The 20,016-nt window shown below is 46.3% G+C and carries 17 protein-coding genes and 1 other annotated feature; of the genes, 6 read left to right on the top strand and 11 right to left on the bottom strand.

All coding sequences use genetic code 11. The annotated features are described in order from the left end of the window. Window positions 1-263: 263 nt before the first annotated feature. The 4 genes from pheS to lpxM all read left to right on the top strand — a co-directional run bounded on the left by pheS (window position 264) and on the right by lpxM (window position 4,987). Window positions 264-1,247 (top strand): phenylalanine--tRNA ligase subunit alpha, encoded by a 984-nt coding sequence (pheS, locus tag L876_RS0100970; RefSeq protein ID WP_028762066.1) that lies wholly within the window; start codon window positions 264-266, stop codon window positions 1,245-1,247. A gap of 15 nt (window positions 1,248-1,262) precedes the next feature. Beyond that, complete coding sequence (gene pheT, locus L876_RS0100965; RefSeq protein WP_028762065.1) at window positions 1,263-3,650, top strand: phenylalanine--tRNA ligase subunit beta; 2,388 nt, start codon at window positions 1,263-1,265, stop codon at window positions 3,648-3,650. A 4-nt stretch (window positions 3,651-3,654) separates the two neighbouring features. Further along, on the top strand, window positions 3,655-3,951 hold the full coding sequence (gene ihfA / locus L876_RS0100960) for an integration host factor subunit alpha (RefSeq protein WP_028762064.1): 297 nt from the start codon (window positions 3,655-3,657) through the stop codon (window positions 3,949-3,951). 100 nt (window positions 3,952-4,051) lie between these two features. After that, a complete protein-coding gene (gene lpxM / locus L876_RS0100955) occupies window positions 4,052-4,987 on the top strand; it encodes a lauroyl-Kdo(2)-lipid IV(A) myristoyltransferase (protein WP_028762063.1) in 936 nt (311 codons plus the stop codon). A gap of 82 nt (window positions 4,988-5,069) precedes the next feature. Here lpxM and L876_RS0100950 read toward each other — a convergent pair whose 3' ends face one another. After that, window positions 5,070-6,176 carry a phosphoribosylaminoimidazolesuccinocarboxamide synthase gene (locus L876_RS0100950; RefSeq protein ID WP_028762062.1) on the bottom strand — a complete coding sequence of 369 codons (1,107 nt, stop codon included), beginning with the start codon at window positions 6,174-6,176 and terminating at the stop codon, window positions 5,070-5,072. 380 nt (window positions 6,177-6,556) lie between these two features. Between L876_RS0100950 and L876_RS0100945 the strand changes: the two genes are divergently transcribed. Beyond that, window positions 6,557-7,858, top strand: a complete 1,302-nt coding sequence (locus tag L876_RS0100945) for a hypothetical protein (RefSeq protein WP_028762061.1) — start codon at window positions 6,557-6,559, stop codon at window positions 7,856-7,858. Between the two features lie 66 nt (window positions 7,859-7,924). On the opposite strand, the gene hisIE is transcribed toward L876_RS0100945, so the two are convergent. The 8 genes from hisIE to hisG all read right to left on the bottom strand — a co-directional run bounded on the left by hisIE (window position 7,925) and on the right by hisG (window position 15,158). Beyond that, window positions 7,925-8,542 (bottom strand): bifunctional phosphoribosyl-AMP cyclohydrolase/phosphoribosyl-ATP diphosphatase HisIE, encoded by a 618-nt coding sequence (hisIE, locus tag L876_RS0100940; RefSeq protein ID WP_028762060.1) that lies wholly within the window; start codon window positions 8,540-8,542, stop codon window positions 7,925-7,927. A 19-nt stretch (window positions 8,543-8,561) separates the two neighbouring features. After that, the gene (hisF, locus tag L876_RS0100935) at window positions 8,562-9,335 is read right to left on the bottom strand and encodes an imidazole glycerol phosphate synthase subunit HisF (protein ID WP_028762059.1); all 774 of its coding nucleotides are present in this window, start codon (window positions 9,333-9,335) and stop codon (window positions 8,562-8,564) included. Continuing rightward, the gene (gene hisA / locus L876_RS0100930; protein ID WP_028762058.1) at window positions 9,317-10,054 is read right to left on the bottom strand and encodes a 1-(5-phosphoribosyl)-5-[(5-phosphoribosylamino)methylideneamino]imidazole-4-carboxamide isomerase; all 738 of its coding nucleotides are present in this window, start codon (window positions 10,052-10,054) and stop codon (window positions 9,317-9,319) included. Before hisA ends, hisF begins: the two co-directional genes overlap by 19 nt. Beyond that, the gene (gene hisH / locus L876_RS0100925; protein WP_028762057.1) at window positions 10,051-10,707 is read right to left on the bottom strand and encodes an imidazole glycerol phosphate synthase subunit HisH; all 657 of its coding nucleotides are present in this window, start codon (window positions 10,705-10,707) and stop codon (window positions 10,051-10,053) included. Before hisH ends, hisA begins: the two co-directional genes overlap by 4 nt. Beyond that, window positions 10,704-11,771, bottom strand: coding sequence for a bifunctional histidinol-phosphatase/imidazoleglycerol-phosphate dehydratase HisB (gene hisB / locus L876_RS0100920; protein ID WP_028762056.1), 1,068 nt, complete (start codon window positions 11,769-11,771; stop codon window positions 10,704-10,706). The genes hisH and hisB overlap by 4 nt, the downstream gene beginning before the upstream one ends. Before the next feature lie 81 nt (window positions 11,772-11,852). Next, the gene (gene hisC / locus L876_RS0100915; protein WP_028762055.1) at window positions 11,853-12,896 is read right to left on the bottom strand and encodes a histidinol-phosphate transaminase; all 1,044 of its coding nucleotides are present in this window, start codon (window positions 12,894-12,896) and stop codon (window positions 11,853-11,855) included. Between the two features lie 2 nt (window positions 12,897-12,898). Next, window positions 12,899-14,215: a histidinol dehydrogenase gene (hisD, locus tag L876_RS0100910; protein ID WP_028762054.1), complete on the bottom strand. Its 1,317-nt coding sequence runs from the start codon at window positions 14,213-14,215 to the stop codon at window positions 12,899-12,901. A gap of 43 nt (window positions 14,216-14,258) precedes the next feature. After that, entirely contained in the window at window positions 14,259-15,158 is a 900-nt protein-coding gene (gene hisG, locus L876_RS0100905; protein ID WP_028762053.1) for an ATP phosphoribosyltransferase, read from the bottom strand. A 62-nt stretch (window positions 15,159-15,220) separates the two neighbouring features. Beyond that, window positions 15,221-15,341 (bottom strand) — a sequence feature (His leader region). Between the two features lie 261 nt (window positions 15,342-15,602). Here hisG and yoaA point away from each other — a divergent pair. After that, on the top strand, window positions 15,603-17,528 hold the full coding sequence (yoaA, locus tag L876_RS0100900; RefSeq protein ID WP_028762052.1) for a DNA repair helicase YoaA: 1,926 nt from the start codon (window positions 15,603-15,605) through the stop codon (window positions 17,526-17,528). 126 nt (window positions 17,529-17,654) lie between these two features. On the opposite strand, the gene L876_RS0100895 is transcribed toward yoaA, so the two are convergent. Next, entirely contained in the window at window positions 17,655-18,956 is a 1,302-nt protein-coding gene (locus L876_RS0100895) for an NAD(P)/FAD-dependent oxidoreductase (protein ID WP_028762051.1), read from the bottom strand. A 27-nt stretch (window positions 18,957-18,983) separates the two neighbouring features. Further along, window positions 18,984-19,883: a DMT family transporter gene (locus tag L876_RS0100890; RefSeq protein WP_245687031.1), complete on the bottom strand. Its 900-nt coding sequence runs from the start codon at window positions 19,881-19,883 to the stop codon at window positions 18,984-18,986. Window positions 19,884-20,016: the final 133 nt, after the last annotated feature.

The following is a 20,016-nucleotide window of genomic DNA, read 5'->3' as shown; positions in this document are numbered from 1 at the left end:
TAAGGTACCGGTGAAGTTTACAACGTCATTGAGGGCATCGCGAATCAAAATTACATTTTTAGCGTGCTTTTTATTCAATAATGGTTACTTTGAACGCTTCAAGAATGTTTTGCCTTATCTTTCGTTAGATAAATACCAAATAAGCCCTAGTCAAACGCCTTGTGGTCACGTAAAATTTGTCTCTTTTTCTATTTTCGCAAGATAAATAGCTAGCATATAGAAAGTCTTGGCCTTATTTAAGGTTGGGCGTACTGGAAGAGATGATGTCACAGTTAACAGAAATCGTAGAACAGGCCTTGCAGGCTATCGAAGGGACAGATGATCTGAAAGCCCTTGATGACCTTCGTGTCGATTACCTAGGCAAGAAGGGTAAAATCACCGACATGATGAAGATGATGGGTAAGCTTAGCGCTGAAGAGAAGCCCGCTTTCGGTCAAGCCGTTAATCAGGCCAAGCAAGCTGTACAACAAAAGCTTTCTGAGCGTATTGATGGTTTAAAGGCGAAAGAGCTAGAAGAGAAACTTTCAGCCGAAAGCATTGATGTCACGCTACCTGGTCGACGTATCGACAATGGTGGTTTACACCCAGTGACGCGTACAATCGAACGTATCGAAACCTTCTTTGGTGAACTTGGCTTTAGCGTTAAGCAAGGGCCTGAAATCGAAGATGATTTCCATAACTTTGATGCGCTTAACATCTCTGAGCACCATCCTGCGCGTGCCGATCATGATACCTTCTATTTTAATCCAAAGTTAATGCTGCGTACGCAGACTTCTGGTGTGCAGATCCGCACCATGGAAAATGAGAAGCCGCCGCTGAGAATCATCTCTCCAGGCCGTGTTTATCGTAACGACTACGATCAAACTCATACGCCTATGTTCCATCAGGTGGAAGGCTTATTGGTCGATGAGCATGTTAACTTTGCTGAACTGAAAGGGATCTTGCACGATTTCTTACGTAATTTCTTTGAAGAAGATTTACAGGTACGTTTCCGTCCATCATATTTCCCATTCACTGAGCCTTCGGCCGAAGTTGATGTGATGGGCAAAAATGGTAAATGGTTAGAAGTATTGGGTTGCGGCATGGTACATCCAAATGTACTGCGCAGCGTTGGCATTGATCCAGAACAGTATCAGGGCTTTGCGTTTGGTATGGGTGTAGAGCGACTCTCTATGCTGCGTTATGGGGTTAATGATCTACGTTCATTCTTTGAAAACGACCTACGTTTTCTTAAGCAATTCAAATAACGGAGCGAGTAAAAAATGAAATTTAGTGAATCTTGGCTTCGTGAGTGGGTCAATCCTAGTGTTACCCGTGACGAGCTGTCACACCAAATTACGATGGCAGGTCTAGAAGTCGACGGTGTTGATGCCGTTGCTGCAGACTTTACTGGCGTGATAATTGGCGAAGTGGTCGAGTGCGGTCAGCACCCAGATGCAGACAAGCTTCGTGTAACAAAAATCAATGTTGGTGACGATGAGTTAATCGATATTGTTTGTGGTGCACCAAATTGTCGTTTAGGCCTTAAAGTCGCGGTCGCCATGGTTGGTGCTGTATTGCCTGGTGACTTTAAAATCAAAAAGGCTAAGCTTCGTGGTCAGCCTTCTTTTGGTATGCTTTGTTCATATTCAGAACTTGGGATCGATGTAGAGAGCGATGGCATTATAGAGTTACCACTTGATGCGCCAATTGGCACCGATGTGCGAGAATACCTCGACCTTAATGATGCCGTCATTGATGTGGATTTAACCGCAAATCGCGCTGATTGTTTAGGTATGGCGGGTTTAGCAAGGGAAGTTGGTGTACTTAATCGCCAAGCTGTGACGGAACCAAAGTGGCAAGCCGTAACACCTAGCATCGATGATGCCGTGGTTATTGACAACCAAGCGCCAGCATCTTGTCCACGTTACTTAGGCCGTGTAGTTAAAAACGTAGATGTAAAAGCACCATCGCCATTGTGGATGCAAGAAAAGCTGCGTCGCAGTGGTATTCGTTCAATCGATCCTATTGTTGATATCACCAACTATGTATTGATTGAGTTTGGTCAGCCAATGCATGCGTTTGACCTTAATACGCTTAACGGTGATGTCACGATTCGTCTAGCCGATGGCGAAGAGAAATTAACACTACTCGATGGTAACGAGATCACAGTGCCTAGCGATACCTTAGTGATTGCCGATCAGCAAAAAGCGTTGGCACTAGCAGGTGTATTTGGTGGTGAAGCATCAGGTGTGACAACGGATACGCAAGACATTCTGCTTGAATGTGCGTTCTTTGCGCCACTTGCCATAATGGGTAAGTCACGTCGCTTAGGGTTACATACTGATTCGTCACACCGTTTCGAGCGTGGTGTCGATCCAGAGCTTCAAGCTAAAGTGATGGATAGAGCGACTCGCCTAGTACTGGATATTTGTGGTGGTGAAGCTGGTCCAGTTGTTGAGTCTAAGTCAGATGAGCACCTACCGCAGCCTGTAAGCATTGTGCTGCGCCGTAGCAAGCTAGACAGAGTATTGGGCCACCATATTGGTGATGGCGATGTAACAGAGATCTTAGAGCGCTTAGGCTTTAATGTTGTTATTGCTGAAGATAGCTGGAAGGTAACGACAGCTACTTACCGTTTCGATATGGCGATTGAAGAAGATCTCATTGAAGAGGTTGCACGTATATACGGATATAACAATATCCCCAATACGGCCCCGATCGCGGCGTTGAGTATGCCTGATCATAAAGAATCAGACATCAGCCTAAAACGTGTACGCGCTATGATGGTAGCACGTGGGTTCCAAGAAGCTGTTACTTATAGTTTTGTTGACCCCAAGCTGCAAGAGTTGGTTCACCCCGGTGAAACGGCAATGATTTTGCCAAATCCAATCTCTGTAGAGATGTCAGCAATGCGCTTATCGACCTTTACTGGACTATTGACTGCGGTTGGCTACAACCAGAGTCGTCAACAAAATCGTGTTCGTTTATTTGAAACGGGTCTACGTTTTGTACCAGATGAAACCGCCGAGTCAAATGTACGCCAGCAGGCTATGCTAGGCGCGGTAATTTCAGGTAACCAAAATGACGAACATTGGTCAATGGAATCAAAAACCGTTGACTTCTTCGACCTTAAAGGTGACTTAGAAGCGATTATCGGCTTGACAGTTTCTGATGAAGAATTTACTTTTAGAAAAGCATCGCATTCAGCTCTGCATCCGGGGCAATGTGCTGAAATACTAAGAAATGATCGTGTGATAGGCGTCATTGGTGCCGTTCATCCTAGCTTAGAAAAGCCATTTGGACTAAACGGAAAAACATTTGTTTTTGAGCTTGAATTAGACGCTTTATTACATGCAAGTTTGCCTCAAGCCCAGACTGTATCTAAGTTTCCAGCAAACCGTCGTGACATCGCTATCGTCGTAGATGAGCAGGTCTCCGCAGGAAATGTTGTAAATTTGATAAGAAAAGTTGGCGAAAATCAGTTGGTTGGCTTAAACTTGTTCGATGTATACCAGGGTAAAGGTGTTGAACCGGGCAAAAAGAGCTTGGCGATAGCACTTACACTACAAGACAACACTCGTACACTTGAAGAGAAAGAGATTGCTGAGATGGTTGATGCAGTAGTTTCTGAACTTAAGTCAGAGTTCAACGCATTGTTGAGGGATTAAAAGTATGGCACTTACCAAAGCCGAAATGGCAGAGCATCTTTTTGAAACGCTTGGAATTAACAAGCGAGTAGCTAAAGAGATGGTTGAAGCGTTTTTCGAAGAAATTCGGTCAGCGCTAGAAAACGGTGAGCAGGTCAAGTTATCTGGCTTTGGCAACTTTGACCTAAGGGACAAAAATCAAAGACCGGGAAGAAACCCTAAAACAGGCGAGGATATTCCAATTTCTGCTCGTCGTGTGGTGACTTTCCGCCCAGGACAGAAACTGAAGAGTCGAGTTGAAGAGGCTAACGCCGGTAAATAACTTCACTTGATTAAAAGTTAAGGCCACTCTACGAGTGGCTTTTTCTGTTTTTCTGAACTCCAGTCTTATCGGACTCTTCGCAAGTTTGAGGTTTAATTACTTGTCTAGAAAACCAAAATATTTCGATCGCCGCTTTAAATTTGAACTCTTGCACCCAAAACACTGGCCAACTTGGCTTGCTATTGGTGCGCTAGTGATTTTTGGGTTAATGCCTGCTTGGCTGAGGGACCCCATTGCGCGCACATTAGCGAAACTGGTGAAGCAGATTGCTAAGAAACCGCTTCGCGTCGCACGAGCCAATTTAGTGGCTTGCTTCCCAGAAAAGAGTGAAGCTGAGATCACACAGTTACTCGATGATAATGTCGAAAACTTTGTCATGATCTTACTCGCGCAATCGGAACTGTTGCTCCGCTCAACTAAAAATCTTCGTCGTCGTGTTGAGTTAGTGGGATTTGAACACGTGCAGCGTGCCCGTGATGGTGGCCAACCCGTTATCTTTATCATGCCTCACGTGTGGGGAATAGAATATGCCGGATTACGCTTAAATGCTGAGTTGCCTATGGTCGCCATGGCAAAAGCCCATCGTAATAAGCTATTCGATTGGTTTAATAATCGTATGCGTAGCTCTCAAGGCGGTAATATCTATATGCGCGAGGCTGGTATTCGTGCGCTGCTTTCAGAGCTGAAAAATGACAATAGCTTTTTCTATTTGCCGGATGAAGATTTAGGTCCAGAGAAAAGCGTTTTTGCCCCGTTTTTAGGCACGGTCAAGGCAACGTTACCTGTGGTTGGCCGTTTAGCGGCCGCAGGCAATGCTCAGGTTATGCCTGTAAAAATTGGCTACAACCAAAAAACGCGTCGGTATCTACTGACCGTGATGGCGCCGATTGATCCTGCCCAAATGCAAGGCAAAGATAATGAGGCCTTAGCGCTTAATCGTGCTGTAGAGCAGGTGATCAATGCATACCCTGAGCAATATATGTGGTTTTTAAAGTTGCTCCGTACACGGCCGCCAGGCGAACCATCAATTTATTGATTGGTACAAATTAGTAGTGATAACAAAAAACCGCAGTGGCTAAATGGCGACTGCGGTTTTATTTTTAGCCAGAAGCTAATATCTAGTCAACAATCAGTTGATACTCATTACGTAGAATATCAACCACTTCCTGACGTGGGTTTTCACTCAACACTAATTTTTCACCAATGATGGTTTCGGCAATACCAACATAAGTATTGGAGATATCCATCATGACTTCTAGAGGGAGCTTGTTATCCTTGGCTAAGGCAAAGCGCTCAGGCATGCGCTCTTTGTTGAGCAGAATATCAGGATCAGGGAAGTGATTAAGTAACCACTGTCTGAAACCTTCTTTTGATTTCTCAACAATCTTGCCGTTGCGGCGCGCTTCACCATCCCAAATACGTGATGAATCTGGCGTCCCCACTTCATCCATATAGATCAGTTTTTCGTTGCCGTCGGCGTCGTTAACGTAGCCAAACTCGAACTTAGTATCGACAAAGATTTGATCGGCAGCGGCGAGAGCGTCACTGATCACGGCAAAACCTTCTTTGAGTAACTTCTCATACAAGTCGATATCGCTTGGCTGATGGAAGTTAAAGCCTGCTAGGTGACGTTCAAGATCGGCACGAGATACGTTAACGTCATCAACCTCTGGTACGCCTTCAAGTCCAGTGAGCACACCTTTGGTTGATGGTGTGATAAGCACTTCATCAAGCTTTTGATCTTTTTCAAGGCCTTCAGGAAGGGTAATACCGCAAAAATCACGCTCGCCCTTGCTATAAGCGCGCCACATGGATCCTGTAATGTATTGGCGTGCAATGGCTTCAACCATCACTGGCTGGGCTTTTTGTACAATCCATACAAAGGGGTGCGGCACATCTAGAATATGGCTATCGGCTAAGCCTTTCTCTTTGAATAGCTTAAACCAGTGGTTAGAGATCGCATTGAGTGCTGCGCCTTTACCTGGCACACCGTTTAGACCATTTTCGCCTTGCCAGATGCAATCGAAAGCGGAGATACGGTCGCTGATCACCATAATGGCCAGCGGTGTGTCAGCGGGAGCATCGTAACCTTTTTGCTGGATTAGGCGTGCACTGTCTTCGGCGGTAAGCCAATATACGCTGCGGACTTTACCTGAATGAACAGGTTTGTCGGTACGAATTGGTAGATCATCGTTAACGGCTAAAACTTTGTTTGAATGATTCATAGGGTTATATTTTTTTATGTAATGTTAGAGGGGATATTACCGCGAGATTGTAGCAGAACTGCGCCCTAGCTACAGTAGTTTACGCACCAAAATCATCTATAAAACAGTGTGTTTTCTATAGCGAAGGATGGAGGCTATTTATGTTAAAAAAATTACCTCTTGGGGGGGGAGTGTTAAGAGCCATGTTGTCGTGTTTTGCTGATAGTGGTGAAAGTATCTAGTGTTGAGTATCGCACTAAGAGTGCGATTAGGCCTTACCTTTAAATCCAGCAATATGTTTAGGTCTTAACTTGGCTGTTTGTGGTTTTATCTTCTAACCTGATAAGGGATTATCTCTAAATAACTAAGCTAGCTTAAATCAAATGGTTAAAGGAAATGACATGAATAAAAAGCTAATCGCTCTACTTGTTTCATCCTTACTTGTCGCGTGTGGTGGCAGTGATGATGACGAAACGACCACTCCGCCACCAGTAATTCCTCCTAGTCCAGCTGTTAGCTCAGGCGTTTTTATCGATAGTGCTGTGATAGGCATTGGCTATCGCACTGCAACACAAACTGGAGTTACCAATGCGCAAGGCGAGTATGAATATATCCCTGGTGAGACGGTGACGTTTTTTATCGGTGGGCTTGAGTTCCCACCAACGGTAGCGATTGGTGTGGTGACGCCGCTGAGTATTGCCGCGACAGAAGATGTGACCAACTCTTCAGTTGTTAATATGGCGAGATTGCTGCAAACCCTAGATAAAGATGGTGATGCCAGCAATGGTATTACTATCACTCAAACGGCTATCGATGCTGCGGAGCCCGTGGATTTCAGTTTAAGTACAGCAGATTTTGCTGCGTCATCGGCTGTACAAGCAACCATTGAAAATGGTGGTCAGGACACAGCTGTCACCGCGCTAATTTCTGAAAATGCGGCACTGGAACATCTTTCTGGTGAACTGAGAGACAATGAGGTACAGGTCGGTATTGTTGGCGCATGGGATCAGTTAGATGATAACAGTGGTAATGCTGTTAATGAGTTGCTTAGCTTTGTTTTCTTTGATGATGGAACTTATATCCATTTAGAGGTTGATCTAGAAGAAGCGGACGATGAAATATCAGGAATGGAGTGGGGAACCTATGAACGTGATAGCGCGACCGGTCGAGTATCACCGACTCAAACCTTTGATGAGAATGGTGATACTGGCTTAACTGATTTCACTACCGAGGAAGGTGCGCCAAGGCTGTTTGCACAGGTTGCCGATGGTCAGTTAGTGTTTGACATCGATGAAGATGCAGATGGGACATCTGATGGTACGATCTCATTTAATTCGTTGCCTGATGATGGTGTTATTGGTACCTGGGTCGTTAGAGATCGTAATGATGGGGATGCAGATGAGAATGACCTGTTGATGTTCATTTTTTATAACGACGGTACTTATGTGCACGCTGAAGTAGACTTCGATGATCAAAGTGAAGAGTCTGGGATGGAGTGGGGCACTTATGCGATTGATAGTGAGACCAATCGTATGACGGTGACCCAAACTTTTGATAGCAACGGTGATACAGGCTTGACAGACTTTGCCGAAAATCCTGAACTTGGACTATTTGTTAGTGTTGAAGACAATGTATTAGTGCTGAGTGTTGACGAAGATGGGGATGGGGTCGTAGAAGAAACGGTTAACTTCATTCGCCAATAGGCTTATAGAGTTAATGTTAAGCACCTCTGTGGCTTATTGAGGTGCTTTTTTGTTTGTGCAATAAACTTATTTTACCTTGTTGTGACGTTTAACGAGATTGTCGGTAACATCGGCAAGGCTTAGGTCTTGGTCTTCAAGCAATACCAATAGGTGGTAGATGAGATCCGATGCCTCATCGATTAACTCTGCTTTGTCATGAGTCGCAGCAGCTAACGCGGTTTCTAACCCCTCTTCGCCTACTTTTTGAGCGATACGCTTAGTGCCACGCTCAAATAGATGGGCGGTATAGCTAGATTCTGGGTCATCACCTTTACGAGAAGCGATCAGTTTGCCTAAGTTGTCGATAAATGGGTGTGCATCCCCGTCTGGCCAGCAACTTTCTCGCTCGAGGTGACAGGTTGGTCCATTTGGGATCACCTGCACCAATAAGCTATCATTATCGCAATCCGTGTCGATAGCCACTAAATTTAGCGTATTACCAGAGGTTTCACCTTTGGTCCACAAGCGTTGCTTGCTGCGGCTAAAAAAAGTCACGTGCTTAGTGGTTAAGGTTTTAACTAACGCTTCCTTATCCATATAACCCAGCATCAGCACCTTACCCGTTAAATGGTTTTGTATTACCGCAGGCAGCAAGCCTTGCTGTTTGTCCCAATCAAGTTGACTAAAATCTTCGATGTTTTTCATTGTTTATCCTTCAATTGGGTTAGACGCGCATAGGTATCGCGTTGCTGATGAGGTAACGTTTAAGTGCCTGAATATCGATAATTCCCTTATGGAATACGCTAGCGGCGAGGGCTGCATCAACGTTAGCCTCGGTAAACACACGCTTAAAATGTTCCATGGTGCCAGCACCGCCAGAAGCGATAAGGGGAACATCGCAGATGGCGCGTACCATTGATAGTTGTTTAATGTCATAACCTTGGCGCACACCATCTTGGTTCATGACGTTCAGTACAATTTCTCCGCAGCCACGTTTTTGAACCTCTTCAACCCAGTCTTGGGTATACCATTGGGTATCTTTAGTCGCGGCTTCATCACCAGTAAACTGCTTAACCTTGTAGCTATTGCTGTCAGCGTCATAGAAGGAGTCGATACCAATAACGATACATTGGCGACCAAACTCATCCTGCAGGCGATCGATTAGACTAGGATTGCTTAAGGCTGGTGAGTTAATCGAGATTTTATCGGCGCCAAAGGCAAGTTTTTCTCGCGCTTGAGCAATCGTTTTTATTCCGCCCGCAACACAGAAGGGGATATCAATCTGCTCGGCAACCCGGCTCACCCAACTTTTATCAACCACACGGTCGTGCGCGCTGGCGGTAATGTCATAAAACACCAGTTCATCGGCGCCCTCAACGGCGTAACGTGCGGCCAGGGGGACTATGTCGCCGACAATTTCATGGTTACGAAACTGGACGCCTTTAACCACTTTACCTTCGCGGACATCAAGGCAGGGGACTATGCGTTTGGCCAACATTGGATAGCCTCCTCGACACTAAAGTTTTCAATTAATAGGGCTTTGCCGATAATAATACCGTTGGCGCCACTGTCTCTTACTGCGGCAACGTCCTCGAGATTAGCAATACCACCAGACGCTTGCCATGTAATATCGGGATAAAGCTGCGCGATCTCTTGGTATAATTCGGTGTTACTACCTTTCAGGGTGCCATCACGACTAATGTCGGTCACCAGTGCGTGTTTTAGGCCATAAGGTGTAAAGGCTTCCACTAAGGACTCTAAGGTTTTACCGCCACCCGATTGCCAGCCTGACACGGCAACGATTTTCTCGCCCTCTTCATTGATATTGACATCGAGTGCTAAACAGATGGCGTCGCTACCATATTTGGTAAACCAACTTTGCACCAGTGCCGGCTCTTTGACCGCGAGTGAGCCTATCACCACTCGTTTGACGCCAATCTCCAGCAGCTCCGCTACTTGGGCTTCGCTGCGAATGCCGCCGCCCACTTGAATATTGGCTTTAAGCCCGTTCACTAGTTCAGCTATCAATGCTGTTTGGCGTAGGTCGGGATCTTTGGCGCCTGTAAGGTCAACGATATGTAGCCACTGGGCGCCTTGTGCTTGATAAGATTGCAACTGTGATAGCGGGCTTAAGGCAAAGGTGGTTTGCTGGTTGTAGTCCCCTTGATAGAGGCGAACCACTTGGCCGTCGATAAGATCGATTGCGGGGATAATCATTGGGCAACCTCCGATCTTTGTAGATTTAGACTGTTACTGGTCATTTTCATAAAGTTTTTCAGGATCTGAGCGCCAATGGCGGCACTTTTCTCTGGGTGGAACTGCACGCCCATAAAGTTATCCTTGGCGATGGCCGCACTAAAGGGCTCGCCATATTGACTGCTAGCAATGGTGTATTGGCTGATCGGAGCACGATAGCTATGCACAAAATACACATAACTCCCCGGCGCTATACCACTAAAAAGTGGGTGCGCCGTTGTAGTGATTTGATTCCAACCCATATGGGGCAACGGCAAACCTTGGCTATCGAGCTCGCCGATAGCAGTGTCTATAATGCCAAGACATTGGCAATCGTTAGTATCGCTGCCTCGTTCCGTTGACTGCGTCGTTAACAATTGCATCCCCAAACAAACACCTAGTACTGGCTGCGTTAAGCCTGTAATGGTATCGATTAGCGCTTTATTATTGAGCGATAGCATGGCCGATCTTGCCGTACCAACACCAGGTAGCACTACTCTAGTGGCCGCTTTAATGGCGTCAATATTATCGGTGACGGTCACATTGGCCTTGATTCGCTCAAATGCATAGCGCACCGAACTTAAGTTGGCGCAATCAGTGTCGATTATGACGGTGGTGTCTTGAGCGGTTGTCATAGCACACCTTTGCTCGATGGCAGCGCATCGCCTTCAATCTTAACCGCTTGGCGTAGGGTACGACCGAGCACTTTAAATAAGCTTTCTACTTTGTGGTGATCATTGTCGCCGTTGGTGGACAAATGCAGAGTACAGCGCAGACCATCAGCAAATGAGCGGAAAAAATGTGGCACCATTTCGGTGGCCATCTCGCCCACCATCTCACGTTCAAATTGGCCATCAAACTTGATGAACGGCCGCCCTGATAAGTCCAGCAGACAAGTGGCACTGGCTTCATCCATAGGGATGCTGAAACCAAAGCGAGCGATACCGCGCTTGTCACCTAAGGCTTGTCTTAGTGCATCACCAATGGCTAAGGCGGTATCTTCGACGCTGTGGTGATCGTCAATCTCTAAGTCTCCATCGACGCTTACATCCAGCTTGAAGCTGCCATGGGTGGCGATTTGATCTAGCATGTGGTCAAAAAAGCCAATGCCTGTATTGATGTCACTTTTCTGTTGGCTATCTAAATCTACCGTGACGCGGATGTCGGTTTCTTTTGTGGTGCGCACAACGGTTGCAACACGATTAGTGCCCAAGAGGTCGTCGGCAATGGCATCCCAATTAAGGTTTTCACGGTTATATTGCAGCCCTTTAATTCCCATGGCGTCAGCAAGGCCTAGGTCAGTTTCTCTATCGCCTATGACAACAGAGCCAGTAAAGTCGACACGGCCTTCGGTAAGGTATGATTTAACTAAACCCAGTTTAGGCTTACGACAACTACAGTTTTCATCATTAAAATGTGGGCAGATCAGCACGTCATCGAACACTACCCCTTGGCTGGATAATATCTGCATCATCATGTTCTGCGGCGCGTCAAAATCATCTTTAGGGAACGACGGGGTGCCTAATCCATCTTGGTTACTGACCATGACTAGACGATAGCCTGCACCTTGAAGCTTAAGTAGCGCGGGGATCACTTGCGGTTCAAATACCAGCTTGGACAAACTATCAACTTGCTTGTCGGTGATTGGCTCTTCGATGATGGTGCCATCTCTATCGATAAAAAGGATCTTTTGTTTCATCTTTATTCTACCTTCAATTTCAATTCTTATTCTGTGCCACTAGTTAGGGTTATATGGGTCAATATCTGTGCTTCTCGGCGATTAATCAATAAGCAGATTGATTAACGTATCCGTTTGTTCATCACTGGCAAAACTAAATCGAATGCTGTTGGCTAGAACGGGATCTTTATAGGCTCGCGCGACAGCGCCGCCTTGCTTAAGTTTGTTTTGGATCTCGGTGACATTGTCAAAGGTCGCCAATACAAAGTTGCCATTGGCGGGCAGGACTTGAGCGCCGATGCGCAGCAAGGCTTCACTGAGTCGTAAACCATTTTGTTTAAGTTGGCTAACCTGTTGTTTCATGGTGTCGATGCCTTGTGGGCTTAGCGCCTCGCAAGCAAGGTTGGATACAGGCAAAGGCACTGGGTAGGGCGCGATGACTCGCATCACCATCTCAATGATCATCTCATTGGCGAGCATAAAGCCACAGCGAGCGCCCGCCAGCGCAAATGCTTTGGATAAGGTGCGCAGCACGATGAGATTGTCAAACTGATTGATAAGGTTGGCAACACTGTAGTCGGGGCAAAACTCGATATAGGCTTCATCGACAACGACGAGAGCATCAGGCAGTTTTGCGATCACCTGCTCGATCACCTCTGGGTTAATGACGGTGCCAGTGGGATTGTTGGGATTACAAATAAACACCAACTTGGCATCATCAACTTGCACATCGATGTCGTTTGGCAGTTGATATTCATCATTAAGACGCAGGGCATTAACACCGACATTAAAGGTTTGTGCGCTAATGGCGTACATGCCATAGGTCGGGCCAAAACAGGCAATGCTATCTTTGCCTGGTACACAAAAGGTACGAATTAACAGCTCGATAGCTTCATCAGCACCGCGACTGGTGAGGACTTGACCGGCAGTCACACCTGCATATTTGGCATAAGCATTAATAAGTGCGGGTGGCTGACATTCAGGATAGCGATTGAGGCCGTCGATATCACTATTGTTAAACGGTGACTCATTGGCATTGACCCAAACCTGTCCTTCACCACCAATGCGGCGCGCAGACTGATAGGGCTGCAGCGTCAGCAGCTCTGGGCGTGCTAGTCGCTCGGCAATAGTTAACTTCTGCTCCATAATTAAGCTCCCTTATCCGTACTTGTTGCCGCTTCAATGCTAAGCAAACGCACCGCGATAGCATTTTTGTGGGCATCGAGTTGCTCGGCGCTGGCAAGCGTCATTACGCTTTGGCCTAGTCCCATTAAGCCCTCTGCACTGAGTTCTTGCACGGTAAAACGACGGCAAAAATCGGCAAGTGATAGACTAGAGACGGCCCTGCTATAACCGTAGGTGGGTAACACATGGTTAGTGCCACTGGCATAATCGCCCACCGACTCTGGTGTGTAGGCCCCTAAAAATACCGAGCCCGCAGCGCGAATTTGTCTGAGCAGTTCACGAGGTGCACAGGTCTGAATAATTAAGTGTTCTGGGCCATAACGGTTGGACACTTTCGCGGCTTCATTCATATCGCTAACCAGTAAGGTGCGGCTGCAACTTAGCGCCGTCTTCGCGATATCGGCTCTAGATAACAGGGCAAGTTGTTGTTGCAGCGCTTGATTGACCTCATTAGCGAGTTTTTGGCTGTCGGTGACCAGCATCACTTGCGAGTCTGGCCCGTGCTCCGCTTGAGACAATAGGTCGGCGGCGATAAAATTGGCGTTCGCGTCTTTATCTGCGATAACTAAGACCTCTGAAGGCCCAGCTGGCATATCGATACTTACCACACAGCGACTATCTTGGGATACTAGACGTTTAGCTTCGGTGACATAACGATTACCTGGGCCAAATATTTTATCGACAGCAGGTATCGACTCAGTGCCCAGTGCCAAGGCGGCGATGGCTTGGGCACCACCGACTTGAAAAATCTCTGTGATCCCACATGCATTGGCTGCATAGACAATGGCATCATCAATGGGTGGTGGACTGACGAGCACACGTTGCTCACATCCCGCAATTTTGGCTGGCAGTGCGAGCATCAATACCGTAGATATGAGCGGCGCACTGCCTCCAGGAATATAAAGCCCTACTTTCTCAATGGACTCACTACGAAGCTCGCAGCGCACACCCGCTTGAGTTTCAACATCAATGCCTTGAAAGGCTTGTGCTTTATGGAAGGTCTCTATGTTGCCCATAGCTTGTGCTATGGCGCTCTTTATCTCATCGCTGACTCTCGCGCAGGCGGCTTCTATCTCCATGCCAGACAGTGCAAGTTCATCCAATTTGACGTTGTCAAACTGTTTTGAAAATTGCTTGAGCGCGACATCACCCTCGTTAGCCACTGTATCAATAATGTTTTTGACACTCTGCTCTAGTGCCAAATCGCCAACGAGGGGAGAGCGCTGCAGTGCTTGTTTTTGCTCACTAAGGTTTAACGCTCCCCAATTGAGTTGTTGCATCTCGACCTTCATTGCATCGGTACTCGTATTTAGCGTCATAGTGTTAACCCATCATTTTTTCGATTGGCATGACAAGGATTGAGCTTGCCCCTAACTTAGTGAGCTCCTCCATGGTGTCCCAAAACAGATCTTCTGTGCTTACCGCGTGGATGGCCACACGATTGGTGTCATCGTTCAGTGGCAGTACGGTTGGATTTTCAGCGCCTGGGAGCAGTGCAACAATTTGGTCAAGGGTTTCGGTAGGCGCGTGCAGCAGAATATATTTACTCTCTTTGGCTCGTACAACGCCATTGATGCGAGAAAGAATCTTGTTGATTAAGGCTTGTTTGTCGGGAGTTTGCTCTTGCGTCGACTGAATGATGCAGGCCATAGATTGGTAGATCACTTCAGTTTCGTACAAACCATTGGCTTCGAGTGTTGCGCCTGTTGATACCAGATCGCATATGCCATCAGCAAGCCCTGCACGAGGCGCGACTTCAACTGAGCCTTTTAACATACAGTCTCGGTAGTTAATGCCTTTTTCCTGCATGTAGCGGCGTAACAGGTTCGGATAAGAAGTCGCTATGCGAAGCCCCTCTAGTGAGGTCGCGTCTTGATAACTAAATTCGGTTGGTACAGCAAGTGATAATCGACACGCACCAAAATCAAGTTCTCTTAACTTAAGGCATTCAGCAGGTTTACCGATGGCTTGGCGCTCAATTTGCTCCTCTTCGAGCACGTTTTCGCCGATGATGCCTAGATCAACGACACCATCCATGACTAAGCCTGGAATGTCATCATCGCGTACGCGGAGTAGGTCGATTGGCATATTGTCTGAGTGTGCGATAAGGCGCTGTTCGTTAACGTTAAATTTAACGCCACAGCTTTTTAGTAGCTTTTGAGACTCTTTAGATAAGCGGCCTGACTTTTGGATCGCGATACGTAATCTGTTTGACTCTGACATAACTGACTTCCTCTGTGTTGATTCAATAAAATTAATTGTATAAAAACAAAATCTTAAACTTAAAACTAAAAACCCCCGGAATTCCTTCCAGGGGTTTTTGATCTCATTTGAATCAACCGCCAGAAGGAAATAGTCCTCCGGCAGTAAGCGTCCGAAGGCTACCGCATATGATGGTGATGATGGATAGTATTCAAACGCTGGGTCATATTCTTTTCTCGTATCGATAATTTAGTATTTGGACGATGCTTTCGCCTAAGTTGTATTTAAACTAATCAAGACTGGATGTTTATGCAACCCTTATTTTACTGCATTGAAAAATATTCAGCTTGTTTGCGTAAACTTGTTATCCAAACCCCTAACTTGGTAGCGGCCTCAACTTGTACTCATAGATAAAACACGGATAATGCCTGCATCACTTTACATCAGATAGAACATGGACCTAGATTGACCAGCAGATTAACCCAAGAGGTACAGCAGATATTTGCTAATGACGGCGTCATTGCCCAACTAGTGAGTGGCTATAGCTGCCGACCTCAACAGCAACAAATGGCATCGTCAGTGAGCGAGGCCATTTGGCATGGTCAAAATCTGGTTGTGGAGGCGGGAACGGGGGTGGGTAAAACCTATGCCTACCTTGTGCCCGCGCTGTTAAGCGGTAAGCAAGTGATTGTCAGCACGGGGAGTAAAAACTTACAAGAACAGCTGTTTTTTAAAGACTTACCCGCACTGCAGCAGATGCTCGATATCAAACTGAAGGTTGCGTTACTGAAAGGGCGTAGTAACTACCTGTGTCAGCGCAATATGGAACGCCAACTCAGCGGCGCTGATGTGATGGATAGCCAAGTGTTAGATGATCTTTTGCGGATAAATCAATGGGCTGGGCAAACCATCGATGGTGATATTGGTGGAATAAATACGGTTTCAGAAAACTCAGCGGCGTTGCCGTTAATCGTTAGCTCAAAAGAGACTTGCATTGGTAAAGCCTGTGAGCATTATGAGCCCTGTTTCACCCGTAAAGCCCGGCAAAAGGCGATGGAAGCCAAGATTATTGTGGTCAATCATCATCTATTTTTGGCCGATAGTGTTCTAAAAGAGACCGGGTTTGCCGAGCTATTGCCCGATACCGATGCGGTTATTTTCGATGAGGCTCACCTTCTGCCCGATATTGCTGTGACTTATTTTGGTCAGCAACTGACTATCAAAAGTTTACTTAATCTTATTGAACAATTTGCCAACCTTTATCGCCAATCTATGGCGGACTCGCCGCAGATAGCAGCCATGACGGCGCGCTGTTTAACCCAACTTGAACAATGGCAATCTTTAATGTTTGCAACAGAGCAAGTGGATTGGCGTTACTTACTCAGTAATCGAGAATTGATGGCCGCCTCATGGGGATTGCTAGAGGAGCTAACTGCCTATAAAAATATGTTGTTTGGATACCTTGGCCGTAATGAAGAGTTCGATGATTGTGTTGAAAAACTCGATGCTTACTTAAGTAAATTGGCGGTATTTTTCCAATGTGACAATCACAATAGCGCGTACAGCGTCGAATATGGCTATCGACATATCGTGCTGCGTATTTCACCTATCAATGTGGCCAAAGAGTGTGAAGCACTGTTTCGAACTGACACCAGTTGGATCTTTACCTCAGCGACCTTACAAATTAATCGTGATCTTGGCTTATTTACCAAAGCGCTTGGGCTTAATACTGCTAACACCTTGATTTTAGATAGTCCGTTTGACTATGGCCGCCAAGCACTATTTTGTGTACCTCGTCATCTCGGGAGCGTCAGCCAACATGATAACGCCACTAAGCAGCTGGTTGATGTGGCGATAAAAGCCATCAATGCCGCTAAAGGTCGTACTTTCATGCTGTTTACTAGTCATCGAATGCTCAATCAGGTGGCGCAAGCGCTGCACGGTCGAGTGCAATATCCTCTATTAGTGCAGGGCCAGGCTGGTAAACAAACCTTGCTGAAAAAGTATCGTCAATTGGGCAATGCGGTCTTGTTGGGGACGGGGGCATTTTGGGAGGGGGTGGATGTGCGCGGTAAACTGTTAAGCTGCGTCATTATCGATAAACTGCCATTTATGTCACCCGATGACACCTTGTATAAGGCAAGGGCCGAAGGGGTAATGCGTGAAGGGAACGATCCTTTTATGAGTTTGTCCTTGCCGCAAGCGGTTATCACCTTAAATCAAGGCGTAGGTCGATTGATACGTGATGAAAAAGATCGCGGTGTATTGATCTTGTGTGATAACCGTATCGTTAATCGCCCCTACGGACAGGCATTTATCAACTCTTTGCCACCCATGCGCCGCACCCGCAATTTGGACAATGCGGTTCGTTTTTTAGAACACATTGATTAAGTTCGTTTCCAATTATTCATCTTGATTATTGAGCTAACGACAAGCCATTTAGGCTAGTGAAACAGAAAAAGTAACCCTGTTTCACTATCCCTATCACTATCAATTACAATAACTATCACTAAAACTTTAGTGCAGTTTCATTCTTGGGCGCACGACTCGCATCACTTTTTCTGCTACCCATAGGGCGAAGGTTTTAGGGACGCCATGAATCGCTTTTTGGTGCATGCGATAAAGGGAGATATACATAAAGCGGGCAATTTTACCTTCTACAAACATGCTGTTTTTCGTGAGGTTGCCCATTAAACTACCCACTGTACTAAAACGTGATAAGTTTACTAACGACCCATGATCGATATATTCATATTCATTCAAACTTTTACCATTGATTTCATTAAGAATATTAGCTTCGACACATTGAGCCATCTGATGGGCGGATTGCGCTCGCGGTGGCACAAAACTGCCATCAGCTTGCTTACAGGCGCAGCAGTCACCGATCACATAGAGTGAGTCGTTGGTGAGACTTTGCAGTGTCGGCTTGACCAATATCTGATTGGCGCGATTAAGCTCTAATCCATCTATCTGTCTAATGAACTCTGGCGCTTTAACGCCTGCCGCCCAAAGCATGAGGTGTGCATCGATAAGTTCAGATTCTGAGGTTAAAAAGCCCTTGGCTGTGGCTTCGCTGATACGGGTGTTTTGCCTGACTTCTACCCCAAGTTTGGTCAGCTCGCGAGTGGCTGATGCCGCAATTCGCTCTGGTAGTGCAGGGAGGATGCGAGGCCCAGCCTCAATCAAACTAATGCTGAGTTTATCGGCGGTCATTTTGCTTAAGCCGTAGACTTTAAGCAACTCGGTGACATGATATAGCTCTGCTGACAACTCAACGCCAGTGGCGCCGCCGCCAACAATGGCAATTTTTAGCGCGCCGAGTTCATCCGATTGATGGACTCGGGTAAAGCTGTCTAACAATGCGTCGTGAAATCGATTAGCCTGCTGGTGGGAGTCTAAAAAGTAGCAATGCTCTTGTACTCCAGGCGTGCCAAAATCGTTACTTACGCTGCCTACAGCGAGTACCAATTTATCGTAACTCAATTGTCTGCTAGGTAATAGTGATTCGCCGTTGGCGTTAACTATGGGGGCTAAAGAGATACATTTTTGTTTTAAATCGATATCATTGAGTTCACCCAGTTGAAATTGGTACCCATGCTTTACGGCGTGAGCTGAGTAAACTACACCATCGAGATCGGCATCAAGCGAGCCTGTTGCGACTTCATGCAGTAGAGGTTTCCAAATATGGGTACGGTTTTTATCGATTAAGATAATCTCAGCGTGGCCTTTTTTACCCAATTTGTGTCCCAACTGGGTGGCAAGGCCGAGTCCACCGGCTCCACCGCCAACAATGACAATCCTTACTTGCTCACTACTCATACTCGTTTCCTGTGTGATTTTAGGTCGTTACTCAACATGATTTCTATGGCTATATCGGGTTTGAATTAGGCCTGCAATAACGATTAGCACGCAGCCAACCAATTGATCTACTGTAAGATATTGTGAAAACAGCGTCCAGCCGAGCAGCACTACTGTAACCGGTTCCATATAGGCTAAGGTGCCAAAGGTTGCAGTGGGCAGCTCGCGTAATGCTTTAACAGCCAGCAAGATAGCTAAGAAACCAGGGAAAAACCCGATCAATAACAGCCAGCCCCACTGTTCAATGCTGGGAACCACTGCTTGATTAAGCGCAAAAGGCAGTAAACAGCATGCGCCTATAATGAGCTGGACTAAGGTACTTTGATAGGGAGTAGTGTGTATTGAGCGGCGATTAACCAGCATAAAACTGCTATAGCTAAGCAGCGCTAAAAGTGCGAAGCCATAGCCTCGCCATTGCTGTGGATCGTCTGTTAGCGAAGATAGACTAGGTAATATAAAGACCACCCCCATGAGTGCCGTAACAATAGCGGAGAGGGTAAACCTATTGAGCTTTTCTGCAAACAAGAAATGTGCCCCTGCGGCGGTGAACAGTGGTGCTAAATAGATCACCATCACCGCATTGGCCATGTTGATATAGTTAATGGCTTCAACGTAAAACACCATGAATCCAGCCAGCATGGCACCGTTAATAACATTGTGTTTACTGGGGCAGTGAAGAATTTGGCGATGTTTGCCTGTGATAACCATATAAGCTAATAAACACACGGCGCCGATGAATAGGCGGTAAAACGTTACGGTTGTGGCATCGAGCATGCTTGCTTGTGCCAGCGCACCAATTGTACCCATTAGCACCGCAGAGCACAGTGCAAAGACTATAGCGCCTTGATGCCAAACCTTTGAGGCGTTCGATACTGGTGAGCTATTCAATGCGGTTCCTTGATGTAAAGTAAAAAAACAGCTTTGCTGATGAGTATCATCAAGCTGTTGTACGTATTAACTATGGTTGAATCGCCAATGGCTACGCTGATATGGTAGCGAGTAATTGCTGTTATTAACATGG

Source organism: Shewanella colwelliana ATCC 39565 (assembly GCF_000518705.1).
GTDB classification, from domain to species: Bacteria; Pseudomonadota; Gammaproteobacteria; order Enterobacterales; family Shewanellaceae; genus Shewanella; species Shewanella colwelliana.
The sequence above is the reverse complement of the archived record's forward strand: the minus strand, read 5'-3'. Positions and strand labels throughout refer to the sequence as shown.

Coding starts and splice junctions, on each gene's coding strand:
- hisA (WP_028762058.1), bottom strand. CDS start 10,054: ATGATTATCCCCGCAATCGATCTTATCGACGGCCAAGTGGTTCGCCTC.
- ihfA (WP_028762064.1), top strand. CDS start 3,655: ATGGCACTTACCAAAGCCGAAATGGCAGAGCATCTTTTTGAAACGCTT.
- L876_RS0100895 (WP_028762051.1), bottom strand. CDS start 18,956: ATGAGTAGTGAGCAAGTAAGGATTGTCATTGTTGGCGGTGGAGCCGGT.
- hisB (WP_028762056.1), bottom strand. CDS start 11,771: ATGAAACAAAAGATCCTTTTTATCGATAGAGATGGCACCATCATCGAA.
- hisF (WP_028762059.1), bottom strand. CDS start 9,335: ATGTTGGCCAAACGCATAGTCCCCTGCCTTGATGTCCGCGAAGGTAAA.
- pheT (WP_028762065.1), top strand. CDS start 1,263: ATGAAATTTAGTGAATCTTGGCTTCGTGAGTGGGTCAATCCTAGTGTT.
- hisG (WP_028762053.1), bottom strand. CDS start 15,158: ATGTCAGAGTCAAACAGATTACGTATCGCGATCCAAAAGTCAGGCCGC.
- hisC (WP_028762055.1), bottom strand. CDS start 12,896: ATGGAGCAGAAGTTAACTATTGCCGAGCGACTAGCACGCCCAGAGCTG.
- hisH (WP_028762057.1), bottom strand. CDS start 10,707: ATGACAACCGCTCAAGACACCACCGTCATAATCGACACTGATTGCGCC.
- hisD (WP_028762054.1), bottom strand. CDS start 14,215: ATGCAACAACTCAATTGGGGAGCGTTAAACCTTAGTGAGCAAAAACAA.
- hisIE (WP_028762060.1), bottom strand. CDS start 8,542: ATGAAAAACATCGAAGATTTTAGTCAACTTGATTGGGACAAACAGCAA.
- L876_RS0100950 (WP_028762062.1), bottom strand. CDS start 6,176: ATGAATCATTCAAACAAAGTTTTAGCCGTTAACGATGATCTACCAATT.
- pheS (WP_028762066.1), top strand. CDS start 264: ATGTCACAGTTAACAGAAATCGTAGAACAGGCCTTGCAGGCTATCGAA.
- L876_RS0100945 (WP_028762061.1), top strand. CDS start 6,557: ATGAATAAAAAGCTAATCGCTCTACTTGTTTCATCCTTACTTGTCGCG.